A 22,837-nucleotide genomic window follows, 5' to 3' on the forward strand; every position below is an offset into this window, starting at 1 on the left:
CTCGAGCGCCTCGCCAACGGCTGGCCTGACAGCCGTATCGACGACCTCATGCCCTGGAACTACCAGCCCTGAACGGCTTCGGCTGCTCGCTTACGAAACATTTGCTGCCAAGATGCGATCAGCTAGGTCTCGCTCCCACATCGTTGACTTGGGAGGTGGCAAGGCCCGTCGCAAGGACGACTAGGCGTCACTCGGCGGACATTTCAGCCATCTGAAGACGGAGATGTTCCCAGGTTCTGATGGGCAGCTGGCCGTTTGTCATTGTCTGTGACGTCTGGCGGAGGAGGATACCCTATTCATATCTTTCAGCGGGATGGGTTGCTGGAATTGCTCGGGCTATCCTTTGGCGGCGGTGCAACTTATGGACGCAAAGGCGCGTTCCTGTCATTCCTGCTGCGTCAACACCTTAGCGGTGTAGTGGTGCCCAGGAAAGGCAGCCAACTTAGGCGGTCCACGTCCCAGAATGAGTTTGAGGGGGCCGCAATGGCGGATTCCTCTGCATCTGCTTCGCGCAATCCTCTCGCCCGGCTATTCATCGCAACCGGCATTGTCCCACTGAAAGCGCCATCTCCCTAAAAGGTCGAGATCGGCGCTGCTCGGTTTGGCTTGCCATGCTCCCGAATAGCTGAACGTGAAACATACCGAGAAAGAGAAACCCGAAACCCGCCCCTTTTCCATCCGCCTGACCGACGCCGAGAAAAGCCTGCTGTTGGCGCGGGCGGGTCGTATGCCGCTTGGTGCGTATATCCGCGATGCGCTGCTGTCCGGCGAAGTGCGGGCCAAACGGCGACGGGTGGTAAGCCCCATCGCGGATGATGCCGCGCTGGCGCGGGTGCTGGCTGCTCTCGGCCAGTCGCGTCTTTCCAATAATCTCAACCAACTCGCCAAGGCGGTGAATATCGGCGCGCTGCCGGTCACGCCGGAAACCGAAGCCGAGATTGCGGATGCTTGCCGCGCCGTATCCGCCATGCGCGGCGATCTGGTACGGGCGCTTGGCCTTACAGAAGGTGGTGCGTCGTGATTCTCAAAGGCAGCAAGCGCGGCAGTGCCGTCGATCTCGGCAAGCATCTGCTCAAGGCAGAAAATGAGCATGTCGAGATTCATGAGATACGCGGCTTCGTGTCCGATACCGTGATTGGCGCGCTCAAGGAAGTGCAGGCCATCAGTCGCGGCACGAAATGCACCAAGTTCCTGTTCTCGCTATCGCTCAGCCCGCCGGAAGCAGAGAGCGTGCCGGTCAAGGCATTCGAGGACGCCATAGAAACCATAGAGGTCAAACTTGGCCTGAGCGGACAGCCGCGCGTGGTGATCTTCCATGAGAAGGAAGGTCGCCGCCATGCGCATTGCGTCTGGTCGCGCATCAATGCCGAGACCATGACGGCAATCGATCAGCCGCATTTCAAGCTCAAGCTTCAGGATATTGCCCGCAAACTCTATCTCGAACATGGCTGGAAGATGCCGGACGGGCTGCTGGACAGCGCCTTGCGCAATCCGCTGAACTTTGACCGCAAGGAATGGTTTCAAGCGAAGAGGACGGGCCAAGACCCGCGCATCATCAAGGCCTTCTTCCAGCAATGCTGGGCGGCATCGGATTCCGGCAAGGCATTTCGGCAGGCGCTGGAAGAAAAGGGCTACTTCCTCGCCCGTGGTGATCGTCGCGCGGTGGTCGTGGTCGATGTTCATGGCGAGGTTTACGCCGTGGCGCGATGGGCGGGCGTAAAATCAAAAGAGGTCGTTGCACGCATGGGCGACGACATGACCGCGCTGCCTTCGGTCGATGAAACACACGAACGCATTGCCGCGACAGTGCGCCAGAAGATGCAGGGCTTCATCGGTAACGCCGTCGATGACTTCGCCCATGCCGCGCAGGCAATGGAGGGTAAGCGGATGGCGATGGTCGAGCGCCACCGCACCGCACGCCAAAACCTGCAAGCAGAACAGGATGATCGCTGGATCGAGGAAGCCAGAGAGCGCAGCGAGCGTTTCCGGCGCGGTATGCTCGGCCTGTGGGATCGCCTGACCGGAAAACACGCAAAACTGCGCCAGCTAAACGAGGACGAAACCTCCGCCGCTGCTACCCGCGATGCGCAGGAAAAGCAGGTTCTCATCGACCGCCAGCTTGACGAGCGACGGCAGCTACAGCGCGAAATCCAGCACGCGCGGCGTATCCATACCCGCCAAGTCGCGCTGCTGCATCGGGAAATTTCGCAGTCTGCGAAGCTGGAACATGCGCTGCGCCGATCTCCGCCCAATCGGATTCGTCTTGCTCAGCCGGGGTTGCACCCATGACTCGATATGTCGGCCAATTACCCGGACTTTGAAACAGAATCATAGTATTCTGTTTCAAAGTTGAACTACGGCTTCTTAACGCCTAGGCGCTGCGCCTGCTCGGCTTCCAACTGGCGCAATTCAGTTTCTACCGCCTCTATCAGGCCGGGCATTGCGTCGCCCATCGTCCTAAGCCCCAATGAAGCCCGGCTTGTCAACTTGTTCAGGAATTCATGGCCGTTTCGAACTAGCTCCTGGTCAGCTCGGATCGCCTCTGCGAGCGTATCGTCATCCAAATTTGCGAAACTCATCTGTCGCTCTCCCTATGTCAACAATCTGAAACAGAATTGGTAATTCTGTTTCAACTGGTTTGAATTTCGAACGTTGTCTCGATCTGGTTAACCCGAACAGATGCGTTGCCGCGATCATCGACTGCGCGATACATCACCCGGTGTCCATGAATTTCACTCGGCCTACCTCTTGCGGAAGCAGGCTAACTTCTACCTTCATCGCTTTTGCACCATGAAGATAGTCGAGCGTTCACAAAAAATAATTTGACGTCTGGACGTCAAATGCGCATTCCTCCGCAAGAATGCAATGTGGGGTGATTCTATGACATTGGCACCCGGTGTCATCAGGGATTCAATTGTCGATTTTTTGAGCGCCATTGGCGCTGACGCTTCGACCGAGGAAATTCTACAGGCGGTAAAGGGTAGGTTGGGTGACGTTGCCCCGTCTTCCGTGCGGTCGTACCTCAACCTCAACACACCGCAAACATTTGAGCGGACCGGCAGAGGGCGCTACAGACTCAACGTGAACGGGCATCTAAAGGTTTTGGCTAACGGTCAGCCTCCCATGGGCGCTGCCAGTCCCGTCGTTGTCGATAGAGCTCGCCTGTATCATGCAGACTGCTTCGACTGGCTGGCACAACAGCCACCAGCTTCTATTCATGCGGTCGTAACTGACCCACCCTATGGCTTGGTAGAGTATACAGCGAAGGAAAAAGCAAAGCTCCGCGCCGGAAACAAAGGCGGGATATGGCGAATTCCCCCGTCTTTTGACGGTCATCAACGTGCGCCACTTCCGAGATTTACCGTCCTGAACGAGACGGATCGCCGCGAGCTACATGATTTTTTCAAGCGATTGGCCGTCCATATTTCACGGGTTTCCGTGCCGGGTGCGAACATAATCGTAGCATCAAATCCACTACTCGCGCATATCGTGGGCGGTGCAATGGCCGAAGCTGGTCTAGAACTTCGTGGATATATTGCCCGTCAGGTGATGACCATGCGCGGCGGTGATCGACCGAAGAACGCACACGAAGAATTTGATGGGGTCTCCGTCATGCCACGCTCGCAGTGGGAGCCGTGGGTTATCCTCAGGACCCCGTTAGATGGTCGGGTACAAGACAATCTTCGTAGATGGGGAACAGGAGGGTTTAGACGCCCGTCCAAGGAACGCCCATTCGGGGATTTGATACGCTCTCACCCCACACCGTCTTCAGAAAGAAAAATCGCGCCGCACCCATCCTTGAAGCCGCAGGCATTCATGCGTCAAATCGTGCGAGCAGTTCTACCTCTCGGAAGAGGTACGATTTTAGACCCGTTCATGGGAGCAGGATCGACCATAGCAGCGGCAAATGCGCTTCAGTATGAGAGCGTGGGTGTTGAGCTGGACAAGCATTTCTTTGACCTGGCGCAGAAGGCAATCCCCAAACTGGCCACGCTGAAAATTAAAGAGCGAGACTAGCGCTTTTTAGCCTGTGCCTTGGCTTTCCGGCGCGCCTCGCGCTCAAGCTCGCGGCGAACTCGCGCAGCAGCCCGCTTCTTCTGCTCGATACTTTCGGTCTGATAGACCCAATTCTGACGCAGCTTTGCGATCCCCTCTTTGTGCAACGTCGCGGTACGTGTGCCCTTCTCAGTCGAGCGTGCGTTGCGGCGAAAGTCGGTTTCCTCAACCTTCCCTAGATAAACCTCGATAAACTGCATGGGACGCCGGTTCTCGGCTGGTTCGGTCTCTGTATCGACCTCATAGACGAAAACGCACATCCATTGATCGCGCGCTCCATGCGTGTCGACAGCGCCGCCCGCTTTGCGCGTACTCTTAATCTCGACGCCATCGCTTCCGGCTGCCACTGCATTGTTGGCGTAGCGGCCGCGCACCACCAAATCAGGGTGGCCGTTAAAATGGGTGTTCGGGACCAATGCACGGGAGAAACGCGCGAGCGATGCAGTTATCATATCGGAGATCATACCCGACATAGCAGCAGGCCTCGTCATGTCGTCGAGCCGCTGCAATCCTTTTCCTAGAAGCATCGTGTTTACGTCATCAAAGAAGTCGTAAACGTCCTGCATCGCATTCTCGATGTCACTCAAGCGCAGCTCGAATGGCAAAACAGCATCAGGATTAAATCCTGTCTTATCAACTGTAGCCTTCGCCAATTGATTCGCCCCCGCGTTGAATTGGCGGAGTATGACTCTTAAATTCTGCCGGACAACAGGCCATATGGCTTAACCTGTTGACTTTCCTTCTGGTCAATTATCCGATTAGCGCTTCATGCGCGCGCGAAGCGCGACGAGCAATTTTCCCTGCCGCTCGATCTCGTCGCCAAGCCGTCGCAACGTCCACGCCATGCGCTCGAACTGGTTCAAGCCAGACTGTGGTGTGCGGTCGGGCAGGCCCCGTTTGCACCGCCATTCCGCCACAACGGCGGGAATGTCCTCAAACTTAAGGTACACGGGCGAAGGGCGCACTTGGCTCGAAACCGTTGGCTTTGTTGGCATCGAAGATGGCGGCAGGCTCAACGCTCGGCAGCGTGGCATCCGCCGGTGCGGGCTTTTCGCCGCGCGCGACCGCCTTCATTTCCTCTTTCAAATCTCTGTGGCTTTGGGACTTGGGGTTGCTCACGGGCATGGTCGATCATTGATGCGTCGGTAAATCCGGCTTGGGACTTGGCTCGAAGCTGACCCGAAGGCGGGTGCCGGTCGCCTTGGCGAAGCGTTCAAGGGTGCGCGTGGACGGCATGGAGCGCCCGCTTTCGAGGCGGGCGATCACCGCTTGCGTGGTGCCCATGGCTTTGGCCACCTGCTCTTGCGTCATATCCGCCTGCATGCGTGCCTGAATGAGCGCGGTGGCAAGGGCAAACTCTTCTTCCAGCTCATCATAGGCGGCCTTGAATTCGGCATCCTTGAACCATTCTTTTGCAACGTCCCTGACGGGAATGAATTTGCGGGTCATATAACCTCCTTCGCCCGTTTCAGGGCCAGTTCGATTTCGCGGCGCGGCGTTTTCTGCGTCTTCTTCGGGAAAACCCGCACAACGACAACACGGCGGCCGGTCGCGGTCACATAAGCAGCGCGGGCGATGCCGTCCTTACCCTTCATGCGCATTTCCCAAAGCGGCCCTTCAAGGTGCTTGACATAGGGCTCATGCACATTCTGCACGCCGCTGGCTTCGATCAGATTCGAGATGCGCAGGAAGCTCGCAATAACGTCTTTCGGCAGCGCCTCAAGCTCGTCCCTGACAGTTTCGTTTAAGAATCCGACCGTCCATTTCATGACCAGAATATATCATATTTGCAATATTTGTCAAGAATTCAATAGCACAGCGCGCTTGCACAACGGTGGCTACAGCGCTGGCATATCCAGCTTCGGACCGGTCGGGCTATCGTGGAGAGGTGCCGCCGCCGCGCCAAAATCGCGGCTTATCGGGGCAATGTCATCGGGATCGACCCCTGCAACGCGGTTGTTGATATCGCTCGGGGCTATGGCCTTCAGTTCCCGCTCGAAATCCGCAATATCGTCTGCGGTCATATCACCGGACTCAGCGAGAGCGTCCATCTCATCGATACGGTCCAGCAACTTGAGGCGCATTTCCCGGTCTTCAACGAGATGCTGTTCGACTTCCCAGCTTTCGAGATAGCCCTCTGCGCGTGGTCGCCAATCCTCAATCGCATTGGGGTCGATGTCCTCAGCGCTCAATTCCATGCCGTGTTCATCAAAGACCCGCAGGCCGTCCTCCGTCTTGAATACGCGGCGACCATCGGGAAGCACATAGGCTTTGGACAGCATGTCATCGAGGCGTTTTCTGACTTCGACTAACTGCCGCTCGTTCTCCATCAGGGATTCGACAGTCGCGGTGCGATAATCGTCAAGCTTGACGCGAAACTCGAATATCTGCCCGTCCGTCGCCAGCACCGCCGATATGGCGATGTCGGCAACGTCTTCTTCAAGCCGGTCGCCTTTGTGCGCCTTATCCAGACGGCGTTCGACCATGCGAAAGAAGCGGTCCTGCTCAGCGCGATAGGCCGCACTGCGCGCAAACTCCTTTTTCCAGTCATGGTCTATCGTGCCTTGCATTACGTTTTGCATTTCCTGTTGGCGAGCGCCGCGATTACCGACGCCGGAGGGTAGTCGGGATATTTGCCAAGCGCGGCATAGATCGTGTCGAGCGCCTCCTTGTCCTCGTAAAACCAGTCATAGATGCAGTTCATCCCTACCGAATCCTTGTTGCCGACCGTGTAGCGATGAAAGGCAATGCCCTCGATCATGCCCGCGATGAATGGATACCAGTGCTCGGATGGCAACTTGCCCAACATGGCATTGGCGCTGAGGTCGCGCGCATAGGCAGGCGAAATCCCGACAGCGGCGGAAATAACCGCACCAGACACGAGCAGCTTCAGGCTATGAAGTAAGCGCCCGCTTGTCACTTTATACTGCGTCATTAACGACCAAAATTGCTACAATTTTCATAAGTTCTTAAATTGTGCTATCATATAGTTACAGTGAAGGTTTAAGTGTTGATTTTATTTGAGAATTTTTACTCAAACAGGGCCGGTCGGCCCGAAGCGAAGAGGGTCATTTTTAGGGCATACCGTTCCGGGGATGCGCGTCCCCGGAATGGCAGGAAATATGAGAAGAATCGGATATTTACGGGTCTCCACCGAAGAGCAGCGACCAGACCGCCAGATAGAGGGGCTCAAGCCCCTGTGCGACGAATTGCATGTCGAGACACTATCCGCGACCAGCCGCAAGCGCCCCGTCTATGAGGGGGTCAAGGCACGGCTGGAAGCCGGTGATGAGCTGGTTATATGGGATCTGGATCGCGCCTACCGCTCGGCGCGAGACGCGCTCAACGAATTGGACGCCCTGCAACAGCGCGGCGTAAACTTCGTGATCGCCAATTTCAGGCTCGATACGACCACGCCTGAAGGCTACTACGTCTATACGATCATGAGCGCCAACGGCGAATTGGAGCGCAGGATGCTTTCGCGCCGCACCAAGGAGGGTCTTGCCGCCGCGCGCCTTCGCGGCCAGACGCTGGGGCGACCGCGCAAGCTGACGCAAGGCCAGATCGATAATGCGCGGCGGCGGCTGCAATCGCGGGAAAGTACGGTGACGGCGATGGCGCATGAATATGATGTCGCCCGTTCGACACTCTCGCGGGCGCTCAATCAGGGTGCAGTCACCCGATAACCTTGTTCCCTGTTCGATGCGGGCCGCAGGCCGCTCGAACCCGCCCGCCAGGGCGGAACCGATGTTCCCCGTCCCGATAGCCTCGCCATATCACGGTGAAGGGCAGATTGCATAAGCCAGCGGCGTTGCAATAGGCGGTTTTTTGGCCCTGCCCGAAAAATGCACCGCAGGTGCAAGCCGGTTGCCCGCCCCGTGATAGGCTCATTGTCGGGATGGGCAGCCGGTCATGCGCAGGCAGACCGGTTCGCCTGCCGAACTGACGCGAGGACGCCGCCGATGCGGTGTGCAAGATTCATTCTCGCGGTGTCGGCCGAATCCCGGCACTATGGTGCAATGACTGACATAAATATGAATGACAAGAACGCAGGCGGCCAATGGACGGCATAAAATTTCTTGCAGCGTCCGGCGTCGTCAATGCGTCGCTGCTGGCTGCGTTGATAGGCGGACTTGCCGTGAAAGGCGTGCTGACGGATGCCGAGGTGAAGGATATCTACGAGCATGCGCTGCTCATGATCGAGCAAGATCAGGCTGACGCGGGGCCGGACATGGCGGATATGTACACCGCCGCTCGTGAGGTGATCGAAGAGCATTTGCGTCCCTTCGATCAGGGCGGCATAGCCAACCCGCCGGCATAGGCCGACCATCACCGTAACGGCGCGCTCATGGGTCGAGAGCGCGCGAAGCCCCTTGTCGGGGTTCCAAGGGGTGCAGAATGCCCTTTGGCCGATGGGTGCAGGGAGAGCGGATATCTCCCGCGCGTGGTTCAGCGGCAAGACGCTGGCGGGGCATCCAATCCGCGCAGGATTGGTCATGGGTGTTGGGAGCAGGAACGCTCCTGACTGGTGATGCAACGGCCAGACGGTGCGATGGCGTGAAAAGGCTCAATGCCGAATGAGCGCCACGGCGTGGGGGATGCAACGGGGGCGCGCAGCGGCCCCCTTGCCAAGTGCGGCTGTATTACAGCCGACATCTTGCACACAGCGACAAAGCCGACGCCTCGCAAGTAGCTGAACGCAGTGACAAAGCGATTGATCTGAACCAAAATTCGCTGAGTAAACTTCCTGAACCGCGCTTTCATATGCTGCCCGCCCGTCCGAACGAGCCGGTCAAGGATAGTTCGTTGTCATAACCGGCAAGGAGGGCGCGAAAATCTCATGTAAAAAGGGGACAATCACTCGCTGATGATCGGCTACTTCGCTCGCTATTGATGCCCGTTGATAAGTAACACGTCCATCGTTACCCTTGGACGTCCACCTACGAAACAGGAACGTCCATGAACGTAGAAAAATTCGAAATTGCGGGGAGTCTGGGCGAGCTAAAGGGCCGAATATCTGTGCCCCTTAAGGAGCCTACTGGCGTCCTGATATGTCTGCACGGAAGCCCCAATGGCAATCTCCATGGTAACGCGGGCATTTTTGATGATATCGCGGCCCTCGCTCCAGCAGAGGGCTATGCTGTTCTTCAATTTAGCTTCTGCGGATCGGCCCCCAGTGGTGGAAGCGCTGCCCAGGCAACGATCACCTCCCAGAGAGCTGATTATCGAACAATACTGTTGTATGCCTTCGAGCGCTTTTCCTGTCCAGTTCACGTAATAGGGGAAAGCGCTGGAGCAACGATTGCCTCCCTCGATTGGCAACAATCTATATCGTCATATGTACTTCTTTGGCCTGCTTTCGATTTGGCACGAACCGATATTTCACCATATCTGACAGATTCTTGCCTTGCGGATGCGCAGCGCGTTGGGTTCGTAGAAGATGGTAACGTTACCCTTGGTTATGATTTTCTTAGAGAAGTCGCCACAACAGATTTTAGCGCGAGCTTCTCCCTGCCATCCGCCCCCATCTTCTTAGCACACGGCCAGAGCGACTCAGAAGTTCCCTATGAACAAAGCCTTCGCGCTCTATCAACGGCATGTGGGATCACTTGCTTCCTCGGGCACCCGGAAGCGGATCACGGATTCAAGGAGAGGGAACAAAGAGATTTATTGCTATCAATGTTGTTGTCATGGCTAAAGATTCTGCGCGGCTACCCCTCTTTGTCTCGCTCGACCAGCGGCGACGCACCTCTGATGACATAGAGAAGATAAAATATCTACGAAATTGTATACTTCAATCTGCCACAACCATTACTTTCAATGGCTGGAACGCTAAAAATTTCTATCGCTCAGCCTTTTCCGGTAGGCTTCCTTTACGAGTAGTTTTTGTCGATGGATCAGTTTGCGGCGATAAGGAGATCGATTTCCATTTCGCTTCGGGCCGGAGCGCCACCCTTCGTCAAGCATTAGAGCAGATTGAAAGTGAAGCTCTTTGTTGTTCTGTCCTGTTTATAGCTATCCCCTATAGGCAATTAAGCGAATTCGATGAAGCTCTGCGGCAGCATAAGATTCCGCCAGGGACGCTTGTTGTACGCTTCGCACAAGACACCTATAATTTCTCATTTGCTCTGGCGTGCGAAATTTGCCGATGGTGGGGAATGACGAGCGCCATGTTCAACTCTGTAAAGGTTGAGCATTTTTTACAATCAATAAAGAATGCTGTTGATGCTTATTGCGCCATATCGAATGAGACGATCTTTAACGCGAAGTACTTTGATTGCGGCTTTCATTATGATCGTGTCGCTTGGGAAGAAGGTAATCTTTTCGCTGGACACGCGGATGTCGATAAGATCCGTTTGGGCGCTCGGCCTGAACAGGTTGCAGACGCAATAAAGAGGATATTCGATTGCGCACAACTGGAGCGCGCGCAACATTCAGAAGTTGATGTCCATCGCGCAGTTTCTCAAGGTCTTTTTTGGCTATCTGAGATAGATAATTTCAATGATGTTGACAGGTGGATAGAGGGTACTCAATTCATCAATGAAGTCTGGCCGGACAACAAAGTCGCGCGCCCGTCGATCAACCTAAGAATTGCCAACCTTAGCTTGACTGAATTTGTGAAGCAGCTTGTTCCGATTCCAGCCGGCGAGTATTCGTTCGGCTCAGATGACCAAAGTATTGAAAGCGAGCCACCCGCCCCGCCGCTAGTGGCGTTTCTGAATCAATTCCGAATAATGCGCAGCCCGGTAACCCTACGTCAATGGCTTCTATTTTGTTCAGAGTCTGGGATTGCGGAGGGAACGAGTGAACGGGAGCGGCCACAGCAATATCTAGATCGTCCTGTTACAGGAATAACCTTTTTTGAGGCAGAGGCATTTGCCGACGGATTGACTAAAATACTTCAAAAGCAACATGCTGATTGCTACTTCCGGCTACCAACAGAGTACCAATGGGAAGCCGCGGCTCGAGGACCAGGAGGTTTTAACTACCCCTGGGGGAATGACTATAGGCTTCACCACTGCAACTGCGACATGTTAGTTGGTGACACCACTGATGTCGGTTACTACTCGCCCGAAGGAGATAGTCCGTTTGGTTGCGTGGATATGGCAGGAAACGTACGTGAATGGACGTCTTCCTACGCCGGAACCCGAGGTGTGGACTGGGCAACTCACACCAAAGAACGGGTTGATCGTGAACCATTGAGGATATCCACCTATAGCCGAGTAGTAATAAAAGGTGGAAGTTATTCTTATGATCCCTCGTGTGTTCAATCATGGGTTCGAAATACCCAAATTTCATCGAGATTTGATCGGCAGACGGGATTTAGACTGGTGCTAAATGGAGAGTGAGGGTGAGCAACCAAGCCGGTGACTCGATAGGTTTTGTTATAAGCGCGTGTTATACATATACATTTGCGAACTCGATTTTTTTCATGATTACTAGTCCGGGGTCGGACTCGTTTTCATTGGATAATATTGAGTTTAATTGGGCACGTACAATCTGTGGAGTTATGTGCCTCGTTATGGCGATGCGATTCTTCTTTGGAAATAATCAGTACATTTCTGATGTTATGAATGATGCTCATAAATCTCCGTGGAGAAAATTCTACCAGTTCGCGTTCATTGCGCTACAGAGCGCAATCTTACTCATATCATCTTATTTTATACCAAATACGGAGGCCTTTATAGCAGTAATAGCTGGTTTGTTCTTTATAGAAATACTTTGGTATGCGCTTAGCATATTAGTTGACCCGAGCTCTGTAATGCTTGAGAATGAACAAGATCGTCGCGCATTTCTAATAGCGGAGATAGTCAATGGAGGATTTCTAGTGGGGGTTTGTGTGGTGTGGTGGCTTGTTCCAGCGCCCGTTGAGACTAAACTGCTATTGGTATTTGTAATGTTTGCGATTAATACGGTCCATGACGCGATGAAGAATATGCAGAACTATATGGGGAAATAGGCGCTGCGCAACAATAGTGTCATTTTCGATTGTTAATGTTAATAATAGTTACGTTTGCGTTATCGAGTGAATCTGGTGCTGACGCGCTTCCACTTCCGTAAATACGGTCCATTATGACTTCGAAGATCGCGGACTTGGCCGTATAGAGCAATATGTCGGCGACGGTACGCTGGAAATTGTCTTTCAGCGAGACGTCGCATCGCGGATGGTTCGCCAATAGCGCTACTATTTCCTCATTCTGCCGGAAGACGGCAATGTGCAGGGCGGTCAGTCCGGCAAACGGCTCCTGTAGATTAATCTGCTCGGGGTTAGCCGCGAGTATATCACGAGCCTGGTCGAAGCGGTCGTTATAGACGGCACGGATCAGCGAATAGGTCGCGAGTTGCGCACCGCTATCAGGCTCCAAATGAAAAGGCGTGCGTTTCGGCTTGGGCTTCGGCTGGGCGCTCATACCAGACTCCCCACCGCCAGCGGGTTTTTTACGATGCGTTCGATGTCCTCGGCGCGGATTATATCGGGCCGGATGAAATGCAATTCAGGATCGCGCAGGAAATCGTTCGGCTTCGGGTGATAGATGTAGTCGCGCGAGAATGTCGTCTCGATGCGGTTCTTCACGTCCGGCACGGGCGATACCTCGATCTGCGCGGTTCCGGTGAGATGGTAGTCGAGGTAGATAGTATCCGCGAACTCGCGGCGCATCTGCCGAAGGTTGCGTGCATCCATAGAGGCCCAGTCATTCCGCGTCTCGATCCTGACTTCACCCGCCGTGTAAACTGAAAGCCCATGCGGGTTGTCGGCTTCGTTCTTTCCCTTTGGCGTTATCAGGATCGAATGGGACTTGCCGACGCGGGACAGGCATTCGCGCAGGAACACGCGGATACTGTTGCCGGACGCGATGCCGACGCCCTCATGCACCATCTTTACGTCGAGAGTGATGAAGTCGGGCGGGAAGAGCAGCGAAAGCGGAAACTCGGCTGCGTGGTAGTAGCCCGCCGGGGTGTGACGCAGGATCAGGATGCTGCGCTCGGCGATGTACTGTTTGATGTCCACCGAGCGGCGCATCTTTTGCTGCGGCTCGAACTCTGAGGTTCGGGTGAAGAAGTCGCGCACCATGCTCATCGGCAAATAGCTGTTACGGTCGCGCTGCGGCGCGCAGATATAAACGCCCGAGAAGCCTTGCAGGATTTCTTCTTCCCAAGTCTCGTACTGGTCGAGTTTCGCGAGGTGGAAATAGAAGTCTCGCGAGGATTCCCCCACTTCCCAAAAGATCGCGTCCGGCGAGAGCTTGTCGCGGAATTTCGGGTCGTGATGGGCGACGATCCATTCGACCACCATGTTCACATGCGGATCGCCGAGCCTGTGATTGCGCAGGCGCACGAGATACTCCCGATGGAATTCCATGTTCTTCCACGCGGCAATCGCTTCGGCGATGCCGGTGAAGGAGAGGTTCGGGTGCGACTTCACCAGCTCGTTGAGCTTTTGGATGATCCGCTGGAAAGCGTAGGCATCGTAGCTGCCCCGCGCGCTCGATCCCTGCATAGGCGTGTTACAACTCTGTCTCGGATTTCTTCCGCGCTGATGTTTACTGAAATCGAACCGGCAGGAAAGCGGGTTCGATCCGAATAACCCGAGCGGCTTGCTCTCCTTCCGGCGCTCTCAACGCGATGAAGGAGAAACCACCCATGCTATCCATTCTGACCGACACGCTGCCAAAGCCCGTGCTGGCGGGTGCCGCCCTGTGGGCCGGTGTGTCGTATTTCATTACCGGGCCCGAAGCCGGGGCGCGCATCGCGCGGGCGGATCATGTGCCCACCTGCACCGCCAATTTTGAGACAATGGTGGCGAAGGCAGGAGAGGAGCGGCTGCGGGCGCTGCCCGTGCCCTCGCTCGATCCAATGCAGGAACTGGCGGTCGATCAAGTGCGCCGCCTGCAAAACAATCCCTTCATGAACCATCTGCGCGGCATGAGCGGCGGCATGGCCGATATCTTCGGGATCGATCAGGCAGCCAATGCCGCGCTTGCGCAGATGGACCATGCCAAGCGCACGGCGCGGCGGGCCTACGATGCAGCGCGCGCCCGCATCAAGGCCGAGACGATTGTACAGGTCGCGGGGGCCGGTGATGTGTGTTCCTGCGTGGCCGATGCGGCGATTGCGCAGACGCGCACGGATTGGGCGATCTATGCGGGCACGCTGACCCTCTATGAACCCGCGCCGGTCGCGAACTTTTCGCAGACGATGGCAAAGGCGCATGGCGCGGGTGCGTGCGCCGGAAAGGCAGGTGCGTGATGGAAACGCCTGTCATCTATTCCGGCGGCGGGTACTCGGTGGACAGCACCATCTTCCGCACGCCCAAGAAATCCTATTCGGTGCGCCAGATCGAGTACATCGAGGTGCGCAGGCCGTTTCTGGCGTTTGCGGGCCTGCCCGCGCTCGGCGTTCTCGGCTTTTGCCTCGCTTTCTGGCGCTACCTCTATACAGCCGAGATCGCCCTGCTCACGAGCGGTGCCGTCTCCGTGCTGGTGCTGGCCTTACTGTTCGGCACGCTGCGCGTCCACAGTCTGGCGCTTAAAGACGACGGCGTGGCGATGAATTTCGGCCTCGTCTCGCGGCTGCGCGCGGTGCGGGCGGCGGTCGAACGCGCCATGGCCGCGCATCAAGACCGGCGGGAGGCGTGAATGAGCGTTCCCGTTCGCGCCAAGGCAGGGCCGGTCAATCGCGCCGCGTTCATCGCCGCCCTCTCGGCCAGCGGTGCATGGGCCTTCTGGCCCAGCGCCTATGAGGGCGTGTTCAACTATGTTGCGGCGGGGCTTTGCCTCGCCGTGGCGATCCCTGCCGGTATCCGTGCGGCCATTCTCTATGGCCGCGATTATGCGCTGCGGCGCAATCTCGCGCGCGCCAACGAGGCATCCACCGATCACGGCACGGCCCGCGAAGCGACTTGGGACGAGCTGGTTGCGCGCTTCATGCATGATCCGGCCAGCGGTAATTTCTTGGGTCTCTTTGAGCGGATGCTACCAGCGTTCGCGCCGCCGCGCACGCCATTCTCCCTGACAGAAATGCCGCCCGGTGTCGGCAAGACGGTCAACTACGTCATTCCCTCGATCCTGCATCAGGCGCGGCTCGGTAAATCGCTGTTCATCCCCGATGTAAAGACCGAGCTTGCGCCGATGCTGGTGGGGGCGCTGAAGAAGATGGGTATCGAGGTCTGGTGCCTCAATCCCGCCAAGGCGCATCTTGATCTCTGCGGCGATACCGAACTCAACCTCTATCAGCCGGTGCTCGATGCCTGTCATGCTGAGGGGGCGTTTCGGGCCGATACGATCAAGATCGCGCTCGACCTGGCCGAGCTGCATCTGCCCGAACCCTCGGGCGATGGCGATAAGAATATTTTCTTCCGCAACGGTTCACGACGCTGTATCGGCACCGCGATTTTGTCACAGGCGCTGCTCGATCCCGCCTGCTGCACGCCCTCCGATGTCTTTGCGCTGCTCAACGATCCCGATGCCTTCAGGAAGCGGCTGTTGCTGCTGCGCTATGGCGCAGACAAGCTGTTCGCGGACGATCCGATTGCGGCCTTCCTGAAGGGTGAGGCGGCGAATCTGCTCGACCGTTTCCAGCACAATCCAGAAAACGCCGCCGCGTTTCTCGAAGGAGCGACGCAGCGGCTGCTCACCTTCAATCAGGGCGGGCGCATGGCGGGGTATGGCCGCACGGCCACGCGCTCGGTTGCCACGCTGCGCAAGCGGCAGGTGGTGTTGTTCGTCATGGCCCCACTTTCGCACACGCGCGATTTCGCGCCGGTGGTTTCGCTCTTGAACTACGGATTGATGGAAGCGGCCAAGCGCGATCCTTCGGGCCATCCGCTGCACATCGTCGGCGAGGAAGCGCTCAACTACCGCTTCAACGATCTGGCTGGCGACATGGAGACCATGCGCGGCCTCAAACTGTCTGCCGACTTCTATATCCAGTCCTTTGCGGGGCTGGAAAGGAAACTCGGCAAAGATGCCGCCGCCTCGGTCGAATCCTATTGCGATGTGCGCATCTATGCGGGGCTGACCAGCTATGCCCGCGCCAAGCATGTCTCCGACATGCTGGCCGCAGCCACGATCCGGCGGCAGGACTATTCGTTTGGGTCGGATGCGACCGACATCAACGTGTCGAGCCGCGAACTCGGCCGCCGCGTCATGAATCCTGACGAGATTCTGGCGATGCCGAGAAACGAGGCGTGGGTGTTCGTGCGCGGGATGCGGCCCATGCGGCTCACCATGACGCATTACGGTACGGCATCGCCATGGCGCGATGAGGTCGCCGCCAATCCGCTGGAGCACGCGGCGCTCAAGGGCGACGAGGCGTTTCGCATCGTCTATGGCTTGAACAAGGACGGCTACGCCGATCCGACCGGTAAGCCGACTATAGACGGTGTGGCCTATCCGAAGCCGAAGGCCGGGACAAAGCGCCGCCGCTTCATTGCGCCCGTCCGGCTGCGGCATCTCGCATGGCTGCCGCCGCTGCTGGCGCTGTGGCTGGTCGATGTTCCATCCCTCGGCACGCCGCATCTGCGCTTGAGCGCGACCTATACGCAAACCGGCCCGCACCGCCATTACCGCCGCTGCGATTATGTCGGGCTGCATCCACGCGCCGTCTATCCGCCTGACGGGCGCTGTCCGCTCGTCGCCCTTCTCCCCGCCCATTGAAGGAATCCGCCATGGTTGAGCGATTTCGCCTGAATCTCGACGCGCCGTTTCTGCGCGCCGCCGATAACCCCATGCAGCCAAAGACCGGCCCATCGCCGGAAGCCAGCTTTCAGCGTCCGGCGAACGATATGCCGCCGCAAAGCCCGAAAGCCGATTTCGGCACCGATAAGCATTTGCGCCGCCCGCCTGTCCCGCAGCGGGCACAGGCCGATTACACCGGCGAGACCATGGCCCGCTATATCAACGGGCTGGAATCCCGCCTCTCCGACCATATCCGCCGCCACGCGCCGATCTGGCATGGCAACGAGACCCGCCGCATCCTGCGGCGATGGTCGATGCCGGGCGCAAACCACCCGGCCCCAAGCTGGGCCACCCCGCGCGACGTGCTGCAAGATGCCCGCGATTATGCGGGCCAGCTCGTGCGCGGGCGCATCGTTACCCGCATGCGCGCCCTGCAAGACATTCGGATTTCCCGCACGCTGGGCGAGTACGGCGAGGTCGATCCGCTGCATCTGCTTTTTCATAAGCATCCCGATCAGCCCGCCAAGACCATTAAACAGAAGATGTAGGAAAATATTCTTGACTCACAGGAATATGTTCTTGTATTGTTCTTGCAATGCCCAAGCAAACAAAAGGGGCAGACGATGAATGAGAAGAAAAGGAAAGACAGGAATAAGTTGACCGAAGGCATTGCAGACAGTGATAATCAATCAGCCTCGAACCGGCCCGCATCGCAACACGACCCGCGCATCGTCGCAGTCGTTCAGTTCCTTGCACGGCGGGCGGCAGAGAGAGATTTCAAGAAACTGATTGAGGAATCGCGCCGCAATTCAAACGGCGACGATGAAGGAAGGATTCAATGACACGCATCGCCATCTACGCCCGTTACTCGTCCGACAACCAGAAACCGACCTCCATTGAGGATCAGGTGCGGATTTGCACGGAACGGGCTGAGCGGGAAGGATGGCAGATTGCCCAAGTTTACCCCGACTATGCTCTGTCCGGGGCCTTTATGAACAATCGCGACGGCATCAAGAATCTCATTCGTGATGCAATGAACGGGCAGTTTGATCTCATCTTGAGCGAGGCGCTGGATCGCCTGTCCCGCGACCAAGAAGACATTGCCGGTTTCTATAAGCGCATGCAGTTCCTGCGCATTAAGATCGTCACCTTGTCGGAAGGCGAGATTTCACCGCTGCATATCGGCATGAAGGGGACGATGAACGCGCTTTTCCTCGCCGATCTGGCGGCGAAAGTTCATCGCGGCCAGCGCGGGCGCGTCGAGAATGGCAAGATCGGCGGCGGCAACGGTTATGGCTACGATGTGGTCAAACGCTTCGATGAGAAGGGCGATCCCATACGCGGCGAGCGGACCATCAACGAGGAACAGGCAAAAATCGTCCGCCGTATCTTCGACGAGTATGTCGCGGGCAAGTCACCCAAGGCCATTGCCGCAACCCTGAACGCTGAGGGCGTACCGGGAACGCGCGGCAAAGGATGGAGCCAGAGCACAATCAACGGCAACTGGCAGCGCGGCTCGGGCATCCTCAACAATGAGATGTATGCCGGTGTCATTGCTTGGAACAAGGTGCGCTACGACAAGGACCCCGAGACGGGTAAGCATGTCGCGCGGCCAAATCCCGTATCCGAATGGATACGCAAGGAAGTTCCTGAGCTTCGAATCGTCGATCAGGACGTATGGGAAAAGGCCAAGGCGCGGCAGCGCCGCGCTCGAAACAGCAAGAAGGGGTTTTGGGAGCACCAGCGTCCGAAATACCTGTTCTCCAAACTTCTGAAATGCGGCTGCTGCGGTGGCGGCGTCGCCAAGATCGGTAGGGCGCACTACGGTTGCTCGGCTGCACGCAACAAAGGCAGCGCCGTTTGCACGAACCGGCGCGTTATCGATCAAGCCGACCTCGAACATACCGTCTTGCAAGTGCTGCGCAGTCACCTGATGGAACCTGATCTCGTCGGGGTATTCTGCAAAGAATACACCAGCCACGTGAACCGGCTGCGCATGGAGCACAATGCCTCCCTGCATGCTTACCGTGCTGAACTGGAGAAATTGGACAAGCAGGAACAACGGATCGTCAAAGCGGTAGTCGACGGGTATGCGAATGATGCGATGAAAGAGGAATCGCATCGGATCGTTGCCCGCCGGAAGGAATTGCACGCCCTTCTCGAAAACAAGAAGGAAGCGCCCACGCTGATTCATCCAACGATGGCGAAGCGCTATCAGCAGGAAGTTACCGCTCTAGTCCGCTCATTGCGCGACGAAGCGCACCGGCATGAAGCGGCTGAATTGATCCGCTCGCTGGTGGACAAAATCGTCCTCAGTCCCAACCCGAACGGCATCGGCCTCGTGATCGACGTTTACGGCGATCTGGCCGGTATCCTCAACATTGCAACCAGAGAGGAGCAAATTAAACAGAAGCAGGAATTTGATCTGAAACAGATACGCATGGTCGTCGGCTTGGAGCCGCCGTCCACGCCCTCGCAGCCGGGTAAGGCTAAGCGCGGAGCCGGTGAGCTACCGGCTCAGGCAGTAGGCGGGATGCCCGCCATTGACGATGCAACTAAGTTGGTGCCCAGGAGAGGACTCGAACCTCCACGCCTCGCGGCACACGGACCTGAACCGTGCGCGTCTACCAATTCCGCCACCTGGGCTAGATGACCGCAAGGGCCTTCCCGAAGAGTTCGGTTACGAAGACCATGCGTGGTGCGAGGCCGATGTAAGCGGGCGCGCCTGTGCTGTCAATGACAATCTCGCGACAGGCGCGCAAAGCCGCTCAGCTTTCGATGATCTCCTTGGAGGCGACCGTCGAATCGGCATTGAGGCGGTAGATGATCGGCACCCCGGTGCCGAGCTCGACCTTGACAACCTCCTCGCCCGAAAGCCCGTCGAGCGCCATGATGAGTGCGCGCAGCGAGTTGCCATGGGCGGCGACCAAAACGGTCTCGCCGCGCAGCACATGCGGCTGGATCACATGCATGTAATAAGGCCAGACCCGTGCGCCGGTGTCGCGCAGGCTCTCGCCACCGGGCGGCGGAACGTCGTAGGAGCGCCGCCAGACATGAACCTGCTCCTCGCCCCACTTGGCGCGCGCGTCGTCCTTGTTGAGGCCGGCGAGATCGCCATAGTCGCGCTCGTTCAGCGCCTGGTCGCGCACCGTCTCCAGATCGGCCTGGCCGACCGCGTCGAGGATGTGCTGGCAGGTCACCTGCGCGCGCACGAGCGCGGACGTGTAGGCGATGTCGAATTTGAGTCCGCGCGCGGCGAGCTTCGCGCCGGCGGTCTTGGCTTCTTCATGGCCCTGCTCGGTCAGCCCGACGTCGCGCCAGCCGGTGAACAGGTTCTTCAGGTTCCATTCGCTCTGTCCGTGGCGGACGAGGACCAGCGTTCCGGACATGGGGTTCTCCTGCTGTTGATTGTTTGGATTGAGGCTAGAGGCCGAGTACGTCGCGCATCGAATAGAGGCCGGGCTTGCGGCCGTGCGCCCAGAGCGCCGCCTTGACCGCGCCGCGCGCGAACAGCGCCCTGTCCTCCGCGTGATGAGAAAGCACGATGCGTTCGCCTGTTCCCGCAAGGATAACGGAATGATTGCCCACGACGGAGCCGCCGCGCAGCGTCGCGAAACCGATCTTGCCTTCCTCGCGCGGGCCGGTATGGCCGTCACGCACGCGCACGCTGTTCTGCGACAGCGCGACCGCGCGGCCGCTTGCCGCCGCCTCGCCAAGCAGCAGCGCGGTGCCCGACGGCGCATCGACCTTGTGGCGATGGTGCATCTCGAGCACCTCGATGTCGAAATCGCCGGCGTCGAGCGCCTTGGCGGCCTGTTCCACCAGCGCGGCAAGCAGATTGACGCCGAGGCTCATATTGCCGGACTTGACGATGGTCGCATGGCGCGCCGCCGCCGCGATCTTCGCGTCATCCCCGTCCGAGCAGCCCGTGGTGCCGATGATATGCGCGATACGGGCCTGGGCCGCATAGCCCGCGAAAACCGTCGTGGCGGACGGGATGGTGAAATCGAGCACGCCATCGGCCTTCGCGAACACCGGCAACGGATCGTCGCTGATGGCGACGTCGAGCGGCTCCACACCTGCCAGTATGCCCGCATCCTGGCCGATGAAGGACGACCCCTCGCGTTCCACTGCGCCGACCAGCCTTGCGCCCGGCGTCTCGTGCACGGCGCGGATCAGCGTGCGGCCCATGCGGCCTGCTGCGCCTACGACGACGAGCCCCATTGTCACGCTGCGTTCCCCCCTTGTCTGGCAACCGGCTCGCCCTGCAACCGGTGAAACCGTGCATAAGCCCCGGTCTGGCTTTTCATCAGGCTCGCATGCGTGCCTTCCTCGACCACACGGCCTGCTTCCAGCACAACGATGTGGTCGGCCTTGACCACCGTCGACAGGCGGTGCGCGATCACGATCGTGGTCCTGTCCTGCATGATCGTTTCAAGTGCAGCCTGCACGCGGGCCTCCGATTCGGTGTCGAGCGCGGAGGTTGCCTCGTCGAGCAGCAGGATTGGCGCGTTGCGCACGATGGCGCGGGCGATCGACAGCCGCTGGCGCTGGCCGCCGGAAAGCGTCACGCCGTTCTCGCCAACCGGCGTGTCGTAGCCTTGCGCCATTCCGGCGATGAATTCGTCCGCATGGGCGAGGCGTGCCGCCTCCTCGATTTCGGCATCCGTGGCGTCAGGCCGGCCGTAGCGGATGTTGTCGCGCACCGATCCCTCGAACAGGTAGGGATGTTGCGAGACATAGGCGATGTTGGCGCGAAGCGAAGCCTTGGTGACGTGTGCGATGTCCTGTCCGTCGATCAGGATCGCGCCCTCGGCAAGGTCGTAGAACCGCTGCAGAAGCGCCACGATAGTCGACTTGCCGGCGCCGGAGCCGCCCACGAGGGCGGTCGTCTTGCCGGCCTCGGCAACGAAACTGACCGCGCGCAGCACTGGCAGGTCATCGGCGTAGGAGAACGACACGCCGTCGAACCGCACCTCGGCCCGGGATACGTCCAGCGGCCTGGCATCCGCGCCATCGCGCTGGCGTGGTTCGATGTCGAGCAGCTCGTAGATCATGCGCGCGTTCACCAGCGAGCGCTCGAGATTGACCTGGACGCGCGCAAGCCTGCGGGCGGGATCGTAGGCAAGCAGAAGCGCGGTGATGAAACCGAAAACCGAGCCGGGCGGCGTGCCTGAGGCCGATGCCTGATAGGCCGAATAGGCGATGACGCCGGCGATCGCGAAACCGGCCAGCGCTTCGGAAATTGGCGTGACGCGTTCGGAGACGCGGGCGATCTTGTTGGCGCGGTTTTCCGCCTCGGCGACCAGCCCGTCCATGCGGCGTGCAAGCTGCTCCTCCATGGTGAACGCCTTCACCACGGCGATGCCTTGGGTCGTCTCCTGCATGGCGCCGACGAGCCGTGCGTTCACCTCGACGGCCTGACGCGCAACCTTGCGCAGCCGCCGCATGATGCTATTGACCGCGAAGATCAGTGGTGGGCCGATGAGGAGCGCGATGGCCGAAAGCTTCGGATCGAGCACGATCATCGCGCCTACCAGGGCCAGCAGCAGTACGGCATCGCCGACGACCGACTTCAGCGTCATGCCGAGCATGTCGCGCACGCCCAGCACGTTTTCGTTGATCTGTGCGGCAAGCCGGCCCGAGCGCTGCTCCGTGTAGAAGTCCAGTCCGAGCCGCATCAGGTGGTCGAAGATACGGCGCTGGTAGCGGGCGACGAGGTTGTTGCCGATCGTGGCGAGTATGACCGCCTGCCCGTAGGTGGCGGCACCGCGAATGAGAAAGACAAGGATGACCGCGCCGCAGATCCAGGGGATCAGGTCGAAGCGCTCCTCGTAGAAGACGCCGTCGATCAGCGGCGGCATCACCCAGGGAATGAAGGCGGTTGCGCCCGCGACCGCCAGCAGGCAGCCGATGGCGGCGATGTAGAGCCCGACATAGTCGCGCGCATTTTCCGCCAGTACGCGCTTGAGCACGGGGAGGACGTCGCCTCGCAGGGTCTCGAGCGCTCCCTTTTCGTCTTTTACCGCCAAACCGTTCTTCCCGGTCATGCCTTTTCCGCGCTTGGCTATGCCCTTTCGCACAGCCTCATGCAATCGGCAATC

The 22,837-nt window shown here is 58.3% G+C and carries 25 protein-coding genes, 1 tRNA gene and 1 pseudogene; 14 read left to right on the forward strand and 13 right to left on the reverse strand.

Going from position 1 to position 22,837, the window contains the following annotated elements:
* Nucleotides 1-631 precede the first annotated feature (631 nt).
* Together ACVJNE_RS07040 and ACVJNE_RS07045 are read left to right on the forward strand one after the other, a co-directional pair.
* The gene (locus ACVJNE_RS07040) at nt 632-1,021 is read left to right on the forward strand and encodes a plasmid mobilization protein (RefSeq protein WP_499564192.1); all 390 of its coding nucleotides are present in this window, start codon (nt 632-634) and stop codon (nt 1,019-1,021) included.
* Complete coding sequence (locus ACVJNE_RS07045) at nt 949-2,289, forward strand: relaxase/mobilization nuclease domain-containing protein (RefSeq protein WP_499564194.1); 1,341 nt, start codon at nt 949-951, stop codon at nt 2,287-2,289. Before ACVJNE_RS07040 ends, ACVJNE_RS07045 begins: the two co-directional genes overlap by 73 nt.
* A 65-nt stretch (nt 2,290-2,354) precedes the next feature.
* Here the strand turns inward: ACVJNE_RS07045 and ACVJNE_RS07050 are convergent, their stop codons facing one another.
* Complete coding sequence (locus ACVJNE_RS07050; RefSeq protein WP_499564196.1) at nt 2,355-2,579, reverse strand: hypothetical protein; 225 nt, start codon at nt 2,577-2,579, stop codon at nt 2,355-2,357.
* A gap of 544 nt (nt 2,580-3,123) precedes the next feature.
* On the opposite strand from ACVJNE_RS07050, the gene ACVJNE_RS07055 reads away from it, so the two are divergent.
* A complete protein-coding gene (locus tag ACVJNE_RS07055; protein ID WP_499564197.1) occupies nt 3,124-4,017 on the forward strand; it encodes a DNA-methyltransferase in 894 nt (297 codons plus the stop codon).
* On the opposite strand, the gene ACVJNE_RS07060 is transcribed toward ACVJNE_RS07055, so the two are convergent.
* The 6 genes from ACVJNE_RS07060 to ACVJNE_RS07085 all read right to left on the reverse strand — a co-directional run bounded on the left by ACVJNE_RS07060 (nt 4,014) and on the right by ACVJNE_RS07085 (nt 6,976).
* Entirely contained in the window at nt 4,014-4,709 is a 696-nt protein-coding gene (locus ACVJNE_RS07060) for a hypothetical protein (RefSeq protein ID WP_499564199.1), read from the reverse strand. The two genes, ACVJNE_RS07055 and ACVJNE_RS07060, sit on opposite strands and share 4 nt — an antisense overlap.
* Nucleotides 4,710-4,995: 286 nt before the next feature.
* Nucleotides 4,996-5,175, reverse strand: coding sequence for a hypothetical protein (locus tag ACVJNE_RS07065; RefSeq protein WP_499564201.1), 180 nt, complete (start codon nt 5,173-5,175; stop codon nt 4,996-4,998).
* A gap of 12 nt (nt 5,176-5,187) precedes the next feature.
* Nucleotides 5,188-5,505, reverse strand: coding sequence for a helix-turn-helix domain-containing protein (locus tag ACVJNE_RS07070; protein ID WP_499564203.1), 318 nt, complete (start codon nt 5,503-5,505; stop codon nt 5,188-5,190).
* Nucleotides 5,502-5,825: a type II toxin-antitoxin system RelE/ParE family toxin gene (locus ACVJNE_RS07075; RefSeq protein ID WP_499564204.1), complete on the reverse strand. Its 324-nt coding sequence runs from the start codon at nt 5,823-5,825 to the stop codon at nt 5,502-5,504. The genes ACVJNE_RS07070 and ACVJNE_RS07075 overlap by 4 nt, the downstream gene beginning before the upstream one ends.
* Nucleotides 5,826-5,894: 69 nt before the next feature.
* Nucleotides 5,895-6,626 (reverse strand): hypothetical protein, encoded by a 732-nt coding sequence (locus tag ACVJNE_RS07080; RefSeq protein ID WP_499564206.1) that lies wholly within the window; start codon nt 6,624-6,626, stop codon nt 5,895-5,897.
* Nucleotides 6,626-6,976, reverse strand: a complete 351-nt coding sequence (locus tag ACVJNE_RS07085; protein ID WP_499564208.1) for a hypothetical protein — start codon at nt 6,974-6,976, stop codon at nt 6,626-6,628. Before ACVJNE_RS07085 ends, ACVJNE_RS07080 begins: the two co-directional genes overlap by 1 nt.
* A 202-nt stretch (nt 6,977-7,178) precedes the next feature.
* Here ACVJNE_RS07085 and ACVJNE_RS07090 point away from each other — a divergent pair, with 202 nt between their 5' ends.
* The 5 genes from ACVJNE_RS07090 to ACVJNE_RS07110 all read left to right on the forward strand — a co-directional run bounded on the left by ACVJNE_RS07090 (nt 7,179) and on the right by ACVJNE_RS07110 (nt 12,016).
* Entirely contained in the window at nt 7,179-7,742 is a 564-nt protein-coding gene (locus ACVJNE_RS07090; protein ID WP_499564210.1) for a recombinase family protein, read from the forward strand.
* A gap of 374 nt (nt 7,743-8,116) precedes the next feature.
* Nucleotides 8,117-8,377: a hypothetical protein gene (locus ACVJNE_RS07095; RefSeq protein WP_499564211.1), complete on the forward strand. Its 261-nt coding sequence runs from the start codon at nt 8,117-8,119 to the stop codon at nt 8,375-8,377.
* 638 nt (nt 8,378-9,015) lie between these two features.
* Nucleotides 9,016-9,819: an alpha/beta hydrolase gene (locus ACVJNE_RS07100; RefSeq protein ID WP_499564213.1), complete on the forward strand. Its 804-nt coding sequence runs from the start codon at nt 9,016-9,018 to the stop codon at nt 9,817-9,819.
* Nucleotides 9,747-11,405: a formylglycine-generating enzyme family protein gene (locus ACVJNE_RS07105; protein WP_499564215.1), complete on the forward strand. Its 1,659-nt coding sequence runs from the start codon at nt 9,747-9,749 to the stop codon at nt 11,403-11,405. The genes ACVJNE_RS07100 and ACVJNE_RS07105 overlap by 73 nt, the downstream gene beginning before the upstream one ends.
* Before the next feature lie 2 nt (nt 11,406-11,407).
* Nucleotides 11,408-12,016, forward strand: coding sequence for a hypothetical protein (locus tag ACVJNE_RS07110; RefSeq protein ID WP_499564217.1), 609 nt, complete (start codon nt 11,408-11,410; stop codon nt 12,014-12,016).
* A gap of 19 nt (nt 12,017-12,035) precedes the next feature.
* Here ACVJNE_RS07110 and ACVJNE_RS07115 read toward each other — a convergent pair whose 3' ends face one another.
* Nucleotides 12,036-12,467: an ankyrin repeat domain-containing protein gene (locus ACVJNE_RS07115; RefSeq protein ID WP_499564218.1), complete on the reverse strand. Its 432-nt coding sequence runs from the start codon at nt 12,465-12,467 to the stop codon at nt 12,036-12,038.
* Nucleotides 12,464-13,555, reverse strand: coding sequence for a hypothetical protein (locus ACVJNE_RS07120; RefSeq protein ID WP_499564220.1), 1,092 nt, complete (start codon nt 13,553-13,555; stop codon nt 12,464-12,466). The genes ACVJNE_RS07115 and ACVJNE_RS07120 overlap by 4 nt, the downstream gene beginning before the upstream one ends.
* A gap of 143 nt (nt 13,556-13,698) precedes the next feature.
* Between ACVJNE_RS07120 and ACVJNE_RS07125 the strand changes: the two genes are divergently transcribed.
* The 6 genes and pseudogenes from ACVJNE_RS07125 to ACVJNE_RS07150 all read left to right on the forward strand — a co-directional run.
* The gene (locus ACVJNE_RS07125; protein WP_499564222.1) at nt 13,699-14,304 is read left to right on the forward strand and encodes a hypothetical protein; all 606 of its coding nucleotides are present in this window, start codon (nt 13,699-13,701) and stop codon (nt 14,302-14,304) included.
* A complete protein-coding gene (locus ACVJNE_RS07130) occupies nt 14,304-14,693 on the forward strand; it encodes a hypothetical protein (protein WP_499564224.1) in 390 nt (129 codons plus the stop codon). The genes ACVJNE_RS07125 and ACVJNE_RS07130 overlap by 1 nt, the downstream gene beginning before the upstream one ends.
* Nucleotides 14,694-16,712: a type IV secretory system conjugative DNA transfer family protein gene (locus ACVJNE_RS07135; RefSeq protein ID WP_499564226.1), complete on the forward strand. Its 2,019-nt coding sequence runs from the start codon at nt 14,694-14,696 to the stop codon at nt 16,710-16,712. It abuts the gene before it with no gap.
* An 11-nt stretch (nt 16,713-16,723) separates the two neighbouring features.
* A complete protein-coding gene (locus tag ACVJNE_RS07140) occupies nt 16,724-17,281 on the forward strand; it encodes a hypothetical protein (protein WP_499564228.1) in 558 nt (185 codons plus the stop codon).
* Between the two features lie 75 nt (nt 17,282-17,356).
* Entirely contained in the window at nt 17,357-17,575 is a 219-nt protein-coding gene (locus ACVJNE_RS07145; RefSeq protein WP_499564230.1) for a hypothetical protein, read from the forward strand.
* A pseudogene (locus ACVJNE_RS07150) lies at nt 17,572-18,597 on the forward strand (recombinase family protein); the annotation flags it as partial. The gene ACVJNE_RS07145 and the pseudogene ACVJNE_RS07150, both read left to right, overlap by 4 nt.
* Before the next feature lie 697 nt (nt 18,598-19,294).
* On the opposite strand, the gene ACVJNE_RS07155 reads toward ACVJNE_RS07150, so the two are convergent.
* The 4 genes from ACVJNE_RS07155 to ACVJNE_RS07170 form a co-directional block, all read right to left on the reverse strand.
* A tRNA-Leu gene (locus tag ACVJNE_RS07155) sits at nt 19,295-19,379 on the reverse strand.
* Between the two features lie 122 nt (nt 19,380-19,501).
* The gene (locus ACVJNE_RS07160) at nt 19,502-20,122 is read right to left on the reverse strand and encodes a 2,3-bisphosphoglycerate-dependent phosphoglycerate mutase (RefSeq protein WP_499564232.1); all 621 of its coding nucleotides are present in this window, start codon (nt 20,120-20,122) and stop codon (nt 19,502-19,504) included.
* 34 nt (nt 20,123-20,156) lie between these two features.
* Nucleotides 20,157-20,957 carry a 4-hydroxy-tetrahydrodipicolinate reductase gene (dapB, locus tag ACVJNE_RS07165; RefSeq protein WP_499564902.1) on the reverse strand — a complete coding sequence of 267 codons (801 nt, stop codon included), beginning with the start codon at nt 20,955-20,957 and terminating at the stop codon, nt 20,157-20,159.
* Between the two features lie 2 nt (nt 20,958-20,959).
* Nucleotides 20,960-22,783: an ABC transporter ATP-binding protein gene (locus ACVJNE_RS07170; RefSeq protein WP_499564234.1), complete on the reverse strand. Its 1,824-nt coding sequence runs from the start codon at nt 22,781-22,783 to the stop codon at nt 20,960-20,962.
* Nucleotides 22,784-22,837 lie beyond the last annotated feature (54 nt).

The organism is Mesorhizobium sp. DxT, from assembly GCF_058448885.1.

Bases quoted from the DNA above. Each gene is read 5' to 3' on its own strand.
- ACVJNE_RS07115 (WP_499564218.1), bottom strand. From the start codon at position 12,467: ATGAGCGCCCAGCCGAAGCCCAAGCCGAAACGCACGCCTTTTCATTTG.
- ACVJNE_RS07135 (WP_499564226.1), top strand. From the start codon at position 14,694: ATGAGCGTTCCCGTTCGCGCCAAGGCAGGGCCGGTCAATCGCGCCGCG.
- ACVJNE_RS07050 (WP_499564196.1), bottom strand. From the start codon at position 2,579: ATGAGTTTCGCAAATTTGGATGACGATACGCTCGCAGAGGCGATCCGA.
- ACVJNE_RS07080 (WP_499564206.1), bottom strand. From the start codon at position 6,626: ATGCAAGGCACGATAGACCATGACTGGAAAAAGGAGTTTGCGCGCAGT.
- dapB (WP_499564902.1), bottom strand. From the start codon at position 20,957: ATGGGGCTCGTCGTCGTAGGCGCAGCAGGCCGCATGGGCCGCACGCTG.
- ACVJNE_RS07090 (WP_499564210.1), top strand. From the start codon at position 7,179: ATGAGAAGAATCGGATATTTACGGGTCTCCACCGAAGAGCAGCGACCA.
- ACVJNE_RS07070 (WP_499564203.1), bottom strand. From the start codon at position 5,505: ATGACCCGCAAATTCATTCCCGTCAGGGACGTTGCAAAAGAATGGTTC.
- ACVJNE_RS07140 (WP_499564228.1), top strand. From the start codon at position 16,724: ATGGTTGAGCGATTTCGCCTGAATCTCGACGCGCCGTTTCTGCGCGCC.
- ACVJNE_RS07130 (WP_499564224.1), top strand. From the start codon at position 14,304: ATGGAAACGCCTGTCATCTATTCCGGCGGCGGGTACTCGGTGGACAGC.
- ACVJNE_RS07055 (WP_499564197.1), top strand. From the start codon at position 3,124: ATGGGCGCTGCCAGTCCCGTCGTTGTCGATAGAGCTCGCCTGTATCAT.
- ACVJNE_RS07125 (WP_499564222.1), top strand. From the start codon at position 13,699: ATGCTATCCATTCTGACCGACACGCTGCCAAAGCCCGTGCTGGCGGGT.
- ACVJNE_RS07100 (WP_499564213.1), top strand. From the start codon at position 9,016: ATGAACGTAGAAAAATTCGAAATTGCGGGGAGTCTGGGCGAGCTAAAG.
- ACVJNE_RS07145 (WP_499564230.1), top strand. From the start codon at position 17,357: ATGAATGAGAAGAAAAGGAAAGACAGGAATAAGTTGACCGAAGGCATT.
- ACVJNE_RS07170 (WP_499564234.1), bottom strand. From the start codon at position 22,783: ATGACCGGGAAGAACGGTTTGGCGGTAAAAGACGAAAAGGGAGCGCTC.
- ACVJNE_RS07120 (WP_499564220.1), bottom strand. From the start codon at position 13,555: ATGCAGGGATCGAGCGCGCGGGGCAGCTACGATGCCTACGCTTTCCAG.
- ACVJNE_RS07105 (WP_499564215.1), top strand. From the start codon at position 9,747: ATGGCTAAAGATTCTGCGCGGCTACCCCTCTTTGTCTCGCTCGACCAG.
- ACVJNE_RS07095 (WP_499564211.1), top strand. From the start codon at position 8,117: ATGGACGGCATAAAATTTCTTGCAGCGTCCGGCGTCGTCAATGCGTCG.
- ACVJNE_RS07160 (WP_499564232.1), bottom strand. From the start codon at position 20,122: ATGTCCGGAACGCTGGTCCTCGTCCGCCACGGACAGAGCGAATGGAAC.
- ACVJNE_RS07075 (WP_499564204.1), bottom strand. From the start codon at position 5,825: ATGAAATGGACGGTCGGATTCTTAAACGAAACTGTCAGGGACGAGCTT.